This is a genomic window from Streptomyces sp. RLA012, assembly GCF_056270325.1.
This window is the reverse complement of the sequence record NZ_JBWDPA010000002.1, coordinates 9,846,509-9,860,465: the sequence shown is the minus strand read 5'-3', so window position 1 is coordinate 9,860,465 and position 13,957 is coordinate 9,846,509. Positions and strand designations below refer to the sequence as shown.

At 65.2% G+C, this 13,957-nt stretch carries 8 protein-coding genes and 3 pseudogenes; 6 read left to right on the top strand and 5 right to left on the bottom strand.

The genetic code is table 11. The features are described from left to right. Window positions 1-40 precede the first annotated feature (40 nt). The 5 genes from RV986_RS44885 (at window position 41) to RV986_RS44865 (ending at window position 5,260) form a co-directional block, all read left to right on the top strand. Window positions 41-1,264, top strand: a complete 1,224-nt coding sequence (locus RV986_RS44885; protein ID WP_475922860.1) for an NAD(P)/FAD-dependent oxidoreductase — start codon at window positions 41-43, stop codon at window positions 1,262-1,264. A gap of 149 nt (window positions 1,265-1,413) precedes the next feature. After that, window positions 1,414-3,114 (top strand): L-aspartate oxidase, encoded by a 1,701-nt coding sequence (locus RV986_RS44880; RefSeq protein WP_475924659.1) that lies wholly within the window; start codon window positions 1,414-1,416, stop codon window positions 3,112-3,114. 220 nt (window positions 3,115-3,334) lie between these two features. Beyond that, window positions 3,335-4,081, top strand: a complete 747-nt coding sequence (locus tag RV986_RS44875) for an SDR family oxidoreductase (protein WP_475922859.1) — start codon at window positions 3,335-3,337, stop codon at window positions 4,079-4,081. Between the two features lie 254 nt (window positions 4,082-4,335). Further along, window positions 4,336-4,932, top strand: a complete 597-nt coding sequence (locus tag RV986_RS44870; RefSeq protein WP_475922858.1) for a YceI family protein — start codon at window positions 4,336-4,338, stop codon at window positions 4,930-4,932. Between the two features lie 148 nt (window positions 4,933-5,080). Further along, window positions 5,081-5,260: a hypothetical protein gene (locus RV986_RS44865; protein ID WP_475922857.1), complete on the top strand. Its 180-nt coding sequence runs from the start codon at window positions 5,081-5,083 to the stop codon at window positions 5,258-5,260. Between the two features lie 603 nt (window positions 5,261-5,863). Here the strand turns inward: RV986_RS44865 and RV986_RS44860 are convergent. Together RV986_RS44860 and RV986_RS44855 are read right to left on the bottom strand one after the other, a co-directional pair. Next, window positions 5,864-6,055: pseudogene (locus RV986_RS44860) on the bottom strand (alpha/beta hydrolase); the annotation flags it as partial. An 82-nt stretch (window positions 6,056-6,137) separates the two neighbouring features. Continuing rightward, window positions 6,138-6,491, bottom strand: a pseudogene (locus tag RV986_RS44855) (cytochrome bc1 complex cytochrome b subunit); the annotation flags it as partial. Window positions 6,492-6,644: 153 nt separating this feature from the next. Between RV986_RS44855 and RV986_RS44850 the strand changes: the two are divergent. Then, the gene (locus RV986_RS44850) at window positions 6,645-7,466 is read left to right on the top strand and encodes an HARBI1 family protein (RefSeq protein ID WP_475924183.1); all 822 of its coding nucleotides are present in this window, start codon (window positions 6,645-6,647) and stop codon (window positions 7,464-7,466) included. Window positions 7,467-7,500: 34 nt separating this feature from the next. On the opposite strand, the pseudogene qcrB reads toward RV986_RS44850, so the two are convergent. From qcrB to RV986_RS44835, 3 genes and pseudogenes are all read right to left on the bottom strand, one after another. Continuing rightward, window positions 7,501-8,775, bottom strand: a pseudogene (qcrB, locus tag RV986_RS44845) (cytochrome bc1 complex cytochrome b subunit); the annotation flags it as partial. A gap of 1,606 nt (window positions 8,776-10,381) precedes the next feature. Further along, window positions 10,382-11,356: an RNA polymerase sigma-70 factor gene (locus RV986_RS44840; protein WP_475922856.1), complete on the bottom strand. Its 975-nt coding sequence runs from the start codon at window positions 11,354-11,356 to the stop codon at window positions 10,382-10,384. A gap of 435 nt (window positions 11,357-11,791) precedes the next feature. After that, a complete protein-coding gene (locus tag RV986_RS44835; RefSeq protein WP_475922855.1) occupies window positions 11,792-13,648 on the bottom strand; it encodes an N-acetylmuramoyl-L-alanine amidase in 1,857 nt (618 codons plus the stop codon). Between the last annotated feature and the right edge of the window lie 309 nt (window positions 13,649-13,957).

The window sequence follows — 13,957 nt, the reverse complement described above, 5'->3', positions numbered from 1 at the left end:
ACATGACTCGCAGCATGTGACATCTGAGACGAGGAACCCTGTGAACACTTTCGTGATCGTCGGCGGCGGTCTGGCCGCGGGCAAGGCAGCCGAGGCACTGCGGGAGCACGGCCACGACGGCCCGCTGATCATCATCGGCGACGAGCGTGAGAAGCCCTACCTTCGACCGCCGCTTTCCAAGGGTTACCTGCTGGGCAAGGAAGAGCGCGATTCGATCTTCGTGCATCCTGATGACTGGTACCGGGAACACGACGTCGACCTGCTGCTGGACACGCGTGCGCGCGCTGTCGACCAGGGGGCACGGCAGGTGGAACTGGACGACGGGCGTCAGGTTCCCTACACCAAGCTGCTCCTGGCCACCGGCTCGTCTCCTCGTCGTCTGTCCGTGCCAGGAGCGGACCTCGACAACGTTCTGTATCTGCGTCGTGTGGGAGACAGCGAACGACTCAAGTCCGCCTTCAGCCCGGGGGCGAAGATCGTCGTGATCGGTGCCGGATGGATCGGTCTTGAGACCGCCGCGGCCGCCCGGATGGCCGACGCCGAGGTAACCGTGCTCGAACACTCGGAGCTTCCTCTGCTGAAGGTGCTCGGGCGCGAAGCTGCCGAAGTGTTCGCCGCCCTCCATGCCGATCACGGCGTCAGTCTCCTGCCCAACGTGCAGGTGGAGTCCCTCACCGGAACACAGGGCCGGGTGGACGGAGTGCGGCTCGCTGATGGCAGCCGCCTTGCCGCGGACGCGGTGGTCGTGGGCGTCGGCATCACCCCCGATGTCCAACTCGCCCAGGACGCGGGCCTGGACGTACAGAACGGCATCGTCACCGACGAGCATCTGCGGACTTCAGCGGCCGACATCTACGCTGCGGGCGACGTCGCCAACGCCTACCACCCGCTGCTCGGCCGCCGCCTCCGGGTCGAACACTGGGCCAATGCACTGCATCAGCCGAACGTGGCGGCACTCGGCATGCTCGGCAAGGACGCCGTCTACGACAGGCTGCCGTACTTCTACACAGACCAGTACGACCTCGGCATGGAGTACACGGGTTACACGGAACCAGGGGGCTACGACCGCGTCGTCTTCCGCGGTGAGCCCTCCGAACGACAGTTCATCGCGTTCTGGATGGCGGGGAACCGCGTACTGGCCGGCATGAGTGTCAACGTGTGGGATGTGATGGACCCCATCCGGTCCCTCATCACCTCCGGGTCGGACATCGACGACGCGCTTCTCTCCGATCCGGACGTACCCCTGGACCGCATCCTGCCGTGACGCCCCGGCGCGGGCGGGGAGTGGGCCGGACGGCACATCGTCTCTCGTCCGCGTCGGTGTCACAGATCCCGGGACCACCTGGTCGTAGTGAGTGACAACCCAGGCGATCGGAGTAGAGCGTGGCTTTCACCGAACAACGTATTTCCACCATGGTGCTGGTGATCGGCACCGGAGGTGCTGGGCTGCGAGCGGCAATCGAACTGGCTGAAGCAGGCGTCGATGTCCTCGCGGTCGGCAAGCGCCCCAAGGAGGACGCGCATACGGCACTCGCTGCCGGAGGAATCAACGCGGCCCTGGCCACCATGGATCCCGAGGACAGCTGGCAGCAGCACGCGGCCGACACTCTCAAGGAGAGTTATCTGCTCGCCGACCCTCGCACCGCCCAGATCGTCACTCAGGGCGCCGCCCGAGGCATCGACGACCTGGAACGCTACGGCATGGCCTTCGCCAGGGAAGAGGACGGCCGCATCTCGCAGCGCTTCTTCGGCGCGCACAAGTTCCGGCGGACCGCCTTCGCCGGCGACTACACCGGTCTGGAGATCCAGCGCACACTCATCAGGCGGGCGGACCAGCTCAAGATCCCCGTGCTCGACGGCGTCTACATCACCCGGCTCCTGGTGCATGACGGCGCCGTTTTCGGTGCCTACGGCTTCGACCTCACGAACGGAAAGCGCTACCTGATCCACGCCGACGCCGTCATTCTTGCCGCCGGTGGCCATACCCGTATCTGGCGGCGTACGTCCTCACGGCGCGACGAGAACACAGGTGACTCCTTCCGTCTGGCCGTGGAGGCCGGAGCCCGCCTGCGCGACCCTGAGCTGGTCCAGTTCCACCCCTCCGGGATCATCGAGCCGGAGAACGCGGCCGGCACCCTGGTCAGCGAGGCCGCTCGGGGTGAGGGCGGGATCCTGCGCAACGCGCTCGGGGAACGGTTCATGGCCCGCTACGACCCCGACCGTATGGAACTGTCCACCCGCGACCGTGTGGCCCTGGCCGCCTACACCGAGATCAAGGAAGGACGGGGGACCGCCAAGGGAGCAGTGTGGCTCGACGTCTCCCATCTGCCACGGCAGACGATCATGACGCGGCTCCCCCGCGTCTACCAGACTCTTCTGGACCTCCAGATGCTGGACATCACCCGCGATCCGATCGAGATCGCGCCCACCGCGCACTACTCGATGGGCGGGGTGTGGGTGCGTCCCGAGGACCACAGCACGGACGTGCGCGGCCTGTACGCCATCGGTGAGGCATCGAGCGGCCTGCACGGCGCCAATCGCCTCGGAGGGAACAGTCTCATCGAGCTGCTGGTCTTCGGCCGCATCACCGGCCAGGCAGCCGCCGCCTACTCGCAGTCACTGACCGCGCAGCCGCGGTCCGCGTCGGCGACAGCGCATGCTCGCGCCGAGATCGACGACCTTCTCGCCGCCGACGGTCCGGAGAACGTACGCGCCCTGCAGCGCGCCATCCGCAACACCATGACCGAGCATGCGGGAGTCGTACGCGACGAAGAGGGTCTGCGCGCCGGGCTCGCGGAGCTCGCGCTGATGGAGAAGAGGATGGAGAGCGTCGGCATACACCCGGACATCGCCGGATTCCAGGACCTCGCGCATGCCTTTGATCTCAAGTCCGCCGCTCTGGCAGCCCGGGCCACCCTCGAAGCCGCGCTGGAGCGTCGCGAGACTCGTGGCTGCCACAACCGCAGCGACTACCCCGGCCTGGATCCCGCTCTGCAGGTCAATCTCGTGTGGTCCCCGACGACTGGTATCACCCGCGAGAGTATTCCGGCCATCCCGGACGAGATTTCCTCTCTGATGGAGGAGGTCTCGACCGATGGAAAGCTCGCCGAATGACCTCGCACAATCGCATGAAGCGAACAAGCCAACAGGCCAACAGGCCAACAAGCAGGCGAGCAGGCGAGCAGGCGAGAATTTTCTCGGTTTCCGAGAACCCCTGTCACAAGTAGCTCCGCTGTCCTGTCTCTCCTGGTGAAGACAGAACTTGCTCTGTGCCGGTGAGCAGCTCATCGCGGGATGCGCGCCGCACCAGGAAACCCTCCGAGAGGAATCGGTTATGAAGGTCGTAGTAATCGGTGGAACCGGGCTCATCGGCTCGAAGCTGGTCGGGAAGCTCAACGAGCACGGGCACGAGGCGGTCGCGGCCGCGCCCAACACCGGCGTCAACACGCTGACGGGCGAGGGTCTGGCCGAGGTCCTGGAGGGTGCGTCGGTCGTGGTCGACGTGTCCAACTCCCCCTCGTTCGAGGACGAGGCCGTCATGGACTTCTTCCGCACCTCGACGACCAACCTTCTGAAGGCGGAGGCCGACGCCGGCGTCACCCACCACGTGGCACTGTCCGTGGTCGGCACCGAGCGGCTCCAGGAGAGCGGGTACTTCCGCGCCAAGCAGGCCCAGGAAGAGCTGATCAAGGCGTCCGGCATTCCCTACTCCATCGTGCACGCCACTCAGTTCTTCGAGTTCATGAAGGCGATCGCCGCCGCGGCCACCGAGGGCGACACCGTGCGTCTCGCCCCCGTCAAGATCCAGCCCGTCGGCTCCGACGACGTGGCCGCGGCTGTCGGCCGCACGGCGGTCGGCACCCCTGTCAACGGTGTGGTGGAGGTCGCGGGCCCCGACGAGTTCCAGCTCGACCAGCTCATCCGCAAGGGACTCGCCGCCAAGAACGACCCCCGCACGGTGGTCACGGATGCGCACGCCCCTTACTTCGGTACCGAGTTGAAGGAGGCCACGCTCCTGCCGGGTGCGGACGCGCACATCGGCGAGATCCGGTTCGTCGACTGGGTCGCGCAGCAGCAGTAGGTCCTGCGGGCCCCTGCCGACGGGCAGGGGCCCCTGCATTCCGTCCGCAGACTCACTCCATCGCATGCACAAAAAACCGTGATGGCCCTCCTTGCCGGGACCAGCCGTTTCAGTTCCTCTCCCGTGGGTCCAGGATTCGACGTTCATGACCGGCACCGCTTCGCTCGAACAGCGGCCCTGAATTCGACGGTACGGCCGCAGCGTGCCGGAATTCGCCCCTCCCTGAGATCACCGCACGAAGGAACCGGCTCGCCATGTTCAACCGCAAGGAAAACACTATTTCTCGTACAGCTCCCCATGAAGGGCTGACCGGTGTCTACTCCATTGACCCGGTGCACAGCACGATCGGTTTCTCCGTCCGACACGCCATGATCACCAACGTACGCGGACGATTCACCGCCTTCGAAGGACTCCTCAAGCTCGATGGGGCCCGTACCGCCCGGTCCGAGGCCTATCTCAGTGTCCAGACCGGCAGTGTGGACACAGGCTTCCGGGAGCGGGATGCGTATGTCACCGGCCCGGACTTCCTCGACTCGGTGACGTTCCCTCTGCTGAGCTTCCGTTCCACCGGAATCGTCGATGCCGGAGCCGATCGGTTCCGCATGGCGGGGTCCCTCCGGATCAAGGACCTCGAACTGCCCGTTCACATCGACCTTGAGTTCGGCGGAGCGAGCCAGGACGCCTATGGACAGAACCGCGTCGGCTTCGAGGGCACAGCCACCCTGCTGCGCTCCGACTGGGGACTCGGCTGGAACACAACATTGGCAACAGGTGGGGTCCTGATCAGCGACAAGGTACAGCTGCTTCTCGACATCTCCGCCATACAGCTGGACCAGGCGGAGACTGCCTAGACCGGGGGATGTGTGTCGGCGCGCCAACTGCCCGGGGCATGGAACGTCGGATGCGTCGGCATGCATACGAGGACTTCTCACCCGGCAGACGACTCCGTGGGGTCGTGGCGGTCACATTCATCCGGTCTCTGCCGCGGAAGGACACATGATGAGCCGAGCCACTGAGAACCGAGTCGACATCGCGGCCACCGTCGTGTCGCTGGCCGCTGAAGCCACCGAGTTGGAGACCCGTGTCAGCGAACTTCGCCGGAAACTCGCTGATCTCACCGAGCGGATGAGCGCCATCTCCGACGCTCTGCACCAGCTTCGTCCAGCTCAACGACCGTAAACAACAGCGCCGTCAGTGACGGAATCTGCGGAATCCTGCCACTGGAGGACCGGGTTCCGGAGCGCTTGGCTCCAAGTAGCCGCTGCATGATCAGGCCGCGCGCCCGGCTGGAAGACGCCGTGTCGCGTGGCGGTTGCCGCCGGCCGAGCGGGTGCTGTGGGTGGCGGTCCACTACGGCACGAACCTCACCGAAGCCGCGGTTCTCGACCGGTCGGCCTGCCTGTGGGGGTCACAGAACGGCGTGCCATCCAGTCAAGTACGCAGAAGGGCGCATCGCCCCACCGATCCCTCTGTCTGGACGGTACGCCGCGCCACCGATGTGAGCACCCGAGTCGGAATGGAGATGAACGGCATGTTGGTCCAGGCGGACGGGTACCTCACGCAGGGCACGCCCGCGGTCGGCGCTGCTGCCGCGCGGCCGTCATCCCTGACGGCCCAAAGCCTGCGCCTTTCACCGGGGAATCAGACCACGAACGGGAGGGGCGGCACCTTCGCCGCCCCTCCCTGTTGACTGCGCCGGTCAGCGGACCGTCCGCGCCGCCTTCTCGACAATGTTGGCGACGTCGTTGGGGTGGGACACGCTCACGGCGTGGGACGCCCGGCGACGAACACGAGGGCCGCGTTCACCCCGACGGCCGGCTCGCGCACCAGACGGTCATGAGTGCCGGCGTTGCCGATGACCCAACCTCCGCCGTACACGTAGAGGACGACCGGAAGTGGGCCTTCACCGCCGACGGGTTTGACGATGCGTACCCGCACATCACCCACTTCGGCGGGCACCGTGATCCACTTCTCCTGCGTGGCACGGCAGGCTCAAGAACGGGCTTTGCCATTACCGCATTCCCGGGTCGGCAGGCAATCCCTTGCTTTCGCCCATTCAGCGTCGGTGCCCACTGGTGATCTCCTTGTACTCCTGCGCGGTCGGCTTGGCGATCTGCGTTCCTTCACCGTAGAAACTCCGGCTGAGCCGGGCACGCAGGCGCGTGGTGAGGCTGGAGTTGGAATCAGCCCCTTCCTCACTTCCCTTGGAACCGGTACCGATCGGCTTGTATTGCTCATGCTGTGTAAGAACGTGCAGTTGCTCTTGACCGAGTGGCTCGTGCACCTCGATGAACTCGCCATTCGGCATACGCTTGATGATGCCCGTCTCGCGGCCGTGCAGCACTTTGTCGCGGTCGAGGCGCTGAAGGCCGAGTGCGGATCGTTTCGCTACGAAGTAGGTCAGAAGAGGCACAGTGAGTCTTTCCCAGTAAGCGCTCGTCGCTCGCTGTGATCGCGATGCTGGAGTTGCGGCCCGTGTGGTCCCCAAGTCCGGGCAGGCGTAAGGCCCCTGGTAGGAACGATCTTGCGAAGGAAAGATCCGACCGAGGGGCCTCACGTGTCGATCAGTGTCACATACACCGCCGTGCTCGATGTGAAGCGGTCCACCGCCGAGCACCTGGCCCGGCTGCTGCGCGATCACCGCATCGTGGCCGGGACCCGCAAGGGGCGGCGTGCGCTGGGCTGTTTCAAGCAGGCCGTGCTCGTGCTGCGCTGGTTCCTCGACGGCACCCGTCTTTCCCAACTCGCTTGCGACAACCGGGTGTCGGCCTCGACCGCATACCGCTACCTCCACGAGGGGCTGACCGTTCTGGCGGCCGGGGCACCGGACCTCGCGACCGCGTTGGAGCGTGCGAAGGCGGCCGGGCTGACGCATCTGAACCTCGACGGAACGGTCATCCGCACGGACCGCGTCGCCGCTCCCGGCCCCAACGGCGCGGACCTGTGGTGGTCCGGAAAACACAAGCACCATGGTGGGAACGTGCAGGTCATCTCCACCCCGGACGGCTGGCCGATCTGGGTCTCACCGGTTCGCCCGGGCAGGGAGCACGACACCACCTGCGCCCGCCACCACGGCCTGACCGACGCCCTCAACCGGATCGCCGCCGAGCTGGACATGCCGACCCTGGTCGACCTCGGCTACGAGAACGCCGGCGACGGGTTCCGCCACCCCGTCAAAAAGCCCGCCGGAGGCGAGCTGACCGAGGCCCAGCAGACCTACAACAAGGTCATCCGCGGCATCCACGGCGTCTGCGAGCGCGCCAACTCCCTGCTGAAGACGACCTTCAAGGCCCTGCGCAGAGTCAGCCTCGACCCCAGCCGCATCACGAAGATCGCCGCCGCAGCCCTCGTCCTGCTCCAGCTCGAGTACGACCGCACCATCTGAACGATCACACAACGTCATGATCCATTACTGGGAAAGGCTCAGTGAGGAGACCGACGCGAACTGCCCACGTTACTGATTCAACCGAGACGTGAAGGCGAATGGCGATAATATCGTTCGCGGCACCGATCAGAGCCACGAGGTAGAAACTGATCCATGCGACGCCAAGTCCCGTTCGCACCGGGCGATTACGCGGTCTGTCGAGGAGATGCTGATCACGATCGTCATCGGTCACCCAGGACTCGATGAACGGGTACACACCCATGGCGAGGAAGAGGCCGACGCCCACCGACAGCGGAATCAGGTTGTCCAGAGCCAGGGTGTGACCCCAGAGGTTCGTTTCCCAGCCGGGCATGACCCGCAGCAGTCCATCCGCTATGCCCATGTACCAGTCGGGCTGTGAGCCTGCCGAAACCTGGTCGGCACGGTAGGGGCCGTACAGCCAGACGGGGTTGATCTGCGCGACCGAAGCGATGGCGAAGATGCCGCCGGTGACCAGGAAGAAGTATCCCGCGGACTTTACGGCGCGCACCCGAAGCGGCAGGCCCACAACATTCTTGTTGCTTCGTCCCGGACCTGGATACTGTGTGTGTTTGTGGTAGAGGACCAGGAGCAGATGGGCGGCGAGCAGTCCCACCATGAGGGCAGGGATGAGCAGAACGTGGATCGTGTTGAAACGCGCCACCAGATCGCCCCCTGGGAACTCTCCTCCAAAAAGGAACATCGAGAGGTAGGTTCCGACGATCGGTATGGAAAGGATCGTTCCGTTCACGACTGCGAGTCCGGTCCCGGAGAGAAGGTCATCCGGAAGGTCGTATCCCGTCAGCCCCCCGACCATTCCCAGGATCAGCAGCAGGAATCCGAACACCCAGTTGAGCTCGCGAGGCTTGCGGAACGCGCCAGTAAAGAATACGCGCATCATATGGACGAGGATGGCTGCGACAAAGACCAGGGCCGCCCAGTGGTGGACCTGCCGGATCAGCAGGCCACCGCGCACATCGAAGGAGATGTGCATGGTTGAATTGAATGCCTCCGAAACCATCTGACCCTGCAGCGGTGCATAGCTTCCCTGATATTGCACTTCTTTCATCGACGGATGGAAGTACAGCGTCAGATACACACCCGTGACAACGATGATGAGGAAGCTGTAGAGGCAGATCTCGCCCAGCATGAACGACCAGTGGTCCGGGAAAACCCTTCGCGCACGGGCCCTGACTCGGCTGTGCACACCCAGGCGTCCACCGGCCCATTCGGCAACCCTTTCCCCCTTGTATCCTCGTCGCACTTCGGTTTCCTGACCCCCGTCACCCATATCCCTACCACCATCCGTAAATCGTTCAAAAAGTGTTGCGTTTGATTTTGTAGATTTCACGCCTCTCAGGCTCGCCATGTATTCCTCCGGCAATGAACGGAGGATTCACCGCGGCAGGGTCGGCGCCTTGAGCTCATACAGGAACGGCGAGGCCGGCCGTCGCCACCGCAAGCTCCTGGACTGCTTCCACCCATATGACCGGGCATAGGGCGTGGATGTGACACGCACTGCTCCGGATCGATTCGTTCCCCGGCGACCCCGCCCATGCATGCACCTTGCTGCGGTCGACAGGGGCCGGGCCAGCCAAGAGTGTTTCGGCACCGCGTCCCGACGCATGAGCGCTTTTTTCGAAACCGGCCGCTCCGCATTCGAGCGTGAGGCGATGAGGGTCCCTGGCAAAACACGGTGCCCGACTCCGCATGACCATGCGTGACAGCTCATGTCACAAGATCCATGCGTGCCCGGTCTAACAGGTTGAGCCAAGAGATGAACGAGATGTCCCATGCACGAGGACTCAGCCATCGGCTACTGCAGCTGCATCCCCGGGCACCAGGGCGGTCAGGGAGGTTGTCGTATGGATCGCGGTGAGGTGGTGTCGATCGCGGAGTCGGTTGACGAGCGTCGGTTTCTGCTGGGGGTGACTTATTGGATGCTGGGTGGCGGCGGTGGGGCGGGGAGTGTGGTCGATGAGGCCTACCGCCGGTGGTTCGGGCTGTCCGAGGCGGCACGCGGGCGGATCACGGTGCCCCGGTACTGGCTGGCGAAGACCGCGGGCGGTATCTGTCTGGGCCGGCTCGCCCAGCCCGGCCGGAGTGCCCGCGCGGAGACGGCAGACGTCGAGAGGACACGGGCAGGACTGGAGGCGGAGCTGGATAAGGAGGAGGGTGTGGGGGTGGGTGGGGTTGTGCTGGATGCTCCGGGCTCTTGGTCCCCGGCCGAGCGTGCGGCGTTCGTGCTCGACGACGTCTTCGGGACGACACCCGCTACGGGTGCCGGCACCGTGGGACGCACCGAGCCGCACTACGCCGAACTCACCGAACTCGCCGTACTCACCGAACTCGCAGGCCGGGCACACCACTGCCTGCAGGCGTGGCCCGCACACCCCACCACGCCGGAGCAGCACGATGCCGCCGCCCGCGCCGTCCACCGGGCCTGCCTGGCCCAGGACACCGGCCTGCTGACATCACTGCTGTGCCCGGACACCACGGCATACTTCGACAGCGGCGGCAAGGTAAGAGCACCGACCAGACCCGTACACGGCAGCCGACAGGCCGCCCACAGCCTGCTCACACTCCTGGCCCCCCTCCCCCGCACCACCCTCACCGCCCAGTCCGTCAACGGCCGCACCGGCCTCGTCGCCCGCTACGACCACCACATTGCCGCCGTCATCAGCCTCGACATCGCCAACCACCACATCACCCACGTCACCCACATCTGGACCGTACTCAACCCCGACAAACTGCACTCCTGGACCCGACCCCGCCACCCGGCGACACGCAGAGGCACGTTATGGGCAGCAATCGGTCGGTCAGTGGCATCCGAACTTCAGGCCGGGGCACCTCCCTGTCACACGACTACTTCGGCAACACGACAGCCACCATGTTCGTCAGCCGGCCACGGTGTCCGTGGGAAGGTGCCATGGCGGACGGCAATCCTCGATAGCCGTGCCCGGAGCCGCTGCGAAGCGGGAGCGCGAATCAAGGAACGCGGCGACCTTGATCGGGTTCCATACCCACATCACCTTGTGGATGCCTTCCTTCGAGGCGGCTATCGCCAGGAGCGTCGTGGGCTCGCCGTCCCGGTAGATCATCACGCCTGTACGGCCGTTGGCGTCGACGGACCTGAGGTCCACGCCCCGCCAGAACCGCGGATAGGCCGTCGCCAGGTTGGCCACGCGCGCACGGCCCAGCACGGGCTTACGAGCGGCGCCCCGGATACCGTTGCCGTCGGACAGACTGACGGCATCAGGGGTGAGGAGGGCTTCCAGCGAGGCCACGTCCCCCGTCTGGGCCGCTGAGACGAAGACGTTCAGAAGGCGCCGGTGCTCTGCGGTGTCCACGCTCTCCCGCTGCTCGGCCAACAGATGCTTGCGAGCGCGGCTTACGATCTTCCGCACGTTGACGAGGCTGAGTTGAAGGATTTCAGCGATCTCGGAATAGGCGTAGTCGAACGCCTCGCGCAGTACGTACGCGGCACGCTCAGTGGGACTCAACTTCTCCAACACGAGCAGCAGAGCCAGCTCCAGAGCCTCCGCGCGCTGCGCGCCCACCTCCGGGTCCGAGCTCGTGTCGATGGGCTCGGGCAGCCATGGTCCTATGTAGGTTTCCCGACGCACCCGCGCGGACTGCGCGACGTTGATGGCCAGGCGGGTCGTCGCACTCGAGAGGAAGGCCACCGGGCTGATCACCACGGACCGGTCGGTCTTCTGCCAGCGCAACCACACTTCCTGGACCACGTCCTCAGCCTCGACCGCGCTGCCGAGCACACGGTAGGCGATTCCGAAGAGACGTGTCCGGTGCTGGACAAAGACAGCAACAGCCTCCTCAAGGCCACTTGTCGTGGGGGACGACTCAAGATGCATGATCCAGCGGTCTCCGTTCCTCCGCTCGCGGTTGCCCAGGAGCGTTAGCACACGGCGACCGTGAGCATCCTCTGCATAGACCGGGATCGGCCCCGCTCCTGTGGCGGGGCTGAGCTGGGCAGCAGGCAGACACACAGTGTTTCTGTGGGGCCATGGCCCCACCACTGGATCAAATCACACCTCTGAACAGAAGGTTCATACGGGTGGCAAGTTACGCATAGTTCCCCGCCTGCTACCGTGGAATCGTTACCAACGGTGCCATTAAAGCATTGACATGTTGTTGATCAGCGGTTGGGTCATTGTGCATCCCGACGGGGGCCGGACAGGCCCTGCCGGCAGCGTCAGGTGGGACGAACCTGGTCGTCCCACCTGACGGCGACGCGCCCCGTCACTCATTGGCCTTTGTCGGCCGGATGCCCACGGTCGGACGGACGGTCAGTGCGCTGTCACGTCGGACTCGTACACCAGCCCGACTCGGTGGTTGTATTGAATGGTGTACATCTTCTTGCCGCCGATCACGACACGGCCGCTGGAGGGGAAGTAGTCGTCCGTGGCCTCGGCCTCACTGGTCGCGACGTATGCCTGACCAGCGGGGACGGTGTAGAAGCTCAGAGGAGCCTGGGTGGAGGGCGAGAGCCCGGCGGGATATTCGTTCGTGTCCGGGTAACTGCTGCCGTACACCGCTGCGGGCGTGTCCCCGGCAGGCTTGACCACGGTCACGCCGCGAGCGGGGGTCGTGTTGCGTCCGTACGGGTTGTGGAACCACACCTTGGTGCCGCTGAACCAAATGGCTGTCCAGTCACCCTGGCGCCCCGCGACGACGAACTGTTGTCCTGCCTGCGCAGTGCTGCCCCAGTCATTGACCCGGTTGGTGCCGACACCGTCCGTGTGAAGGGCCTGGTCGCCGAAGAGCGGGGCGGTGCGGCTGGGGGCTGTGTACAGGTAGACGAAGTTCGACGGTTGGCGCCGTTCCGTGCATTCGGGCGTGGCACCCGTCGGGTCGTCGGAAGGACAGACCTGCACAGTCTGCTGGTTCTGGGTGAACCTGGGGGTGATGGTGACGGCCGAACCGATCGGCCCCACGCCGTGAACGCCGTTCATGGGAGCATGAAGGAGACGCATGTAGCGCTCCCAGTCCCAGGACGGGCCCGGGTCCCAGTGCATGCCGGAGACGAGAGAAGACTGCGGTCCAGAGACGTTGTCGTGCCCGATGATGTGCTGCCGGTCCAGCGGAATGTCGAAGCGGTCGGCCAGGTAAGCGACGAGTTCCGCGCTGGTCTCGTACTGGGTCTGGGTGTACCAAGTGCCCCCAGAGGCGGCGTAGCCCTCATGCTCGATACCGATCGAGTGCATGTTGGTCGAGTAGTTGCCCGCCTGGAAGGAGAGGTCCTTGGTGGGCACCATTTGGGTCACGGCGCCGTCGGACGACCGGATCACGTAGTGCGCTGAACCGCCGCCGGGCTTCTGGAAGCTGCTGATGGCCGACTCGTAGGACGACTCGGTGTCATGGATGACGATGGAATCAATCCGGATGTTGTTGGCGGGCCGGTTGGACACCTGACCGTTGGCAGACGCGGCTGGGATGAAGGTGCAGTCGAGCGTCGGCGGACACTCGGTCTCCGCGGCGGCCGTCGCCTTCAGGCGAAGCCCTGCCAGTTGGCCGGTGGCCGGCCGGACATCCGTGACGGCGTTCAGCCGGACTTGCTGCCCATCCTGGGTTGTCGCGCCGGCACCCTCCTTGATCGTCGCGAAGACGCGGTCGGCGAAGGCCTTTGCCCCGCGCTCCTGCTGGGAGCCGCTGTAGCGGGCCACTGCGGCATACCACTGGCCCGCGTCCACCGGCGTGTGCCCGGTCGTGGCCTTTGCGTAGGAGGCCAACAGAGCAGCGCCGCCACGGATGTTGGCGACCTCGTTGTCACGCACCTTCTCGGCGGGCAATCCGGTCAGCTTCGCCGCCGCCGGGAGGGTGTGCAGGGAGGGGTCGGCGACCATCTCCTTCACATCTCCGCGGCCGGCCGCTCCCGCGTCGCCACCGGCCATCATCGCGGGCGTCACGTCCGTCAGATGCATCGGACCGTAACCGCCGCCAGTGCTGTGTTCACCGGGATGCACTTCCCAGGCCGACTCGTGGTACGCCACACCGAGAAGGACCGGCAGGGGAACGTCGTACTCGGCCGCGGCCTCCTCGAACGCCAGCTGGCGTCCGGCGGTTTGCCGGTCCGGTCCAGACGCGTGGGCGAGCAGCGGAACGGCGGTGACGCTCGCTGCGGCCAGCGCACCTGCCGTGATCATGAATGGCAGCCGCCATCGCGGCTTGCGCTTGTGCACTGCGATACCTTGCTTTCACATGATGGTGATCAGTTCCGGGCAGTCCATTGGATGCGCCATGGCACCTCGGTGGGGGCGAACTAGGCGCCATAGCCCTGCCTGTTGGATGCCAGTATTGGACTGTACATGACGCGAACTGTCACATATCCAACCCGCACAACATTCACACTGAAACGAATTTATGTCACGGTAAGCGCCATGCGAATCAGCCCTGTTCAGAAGGTGTTCCACATTCCGACCGGCGCCCGTTCAGACGAATGTGCTCAGCCTGCC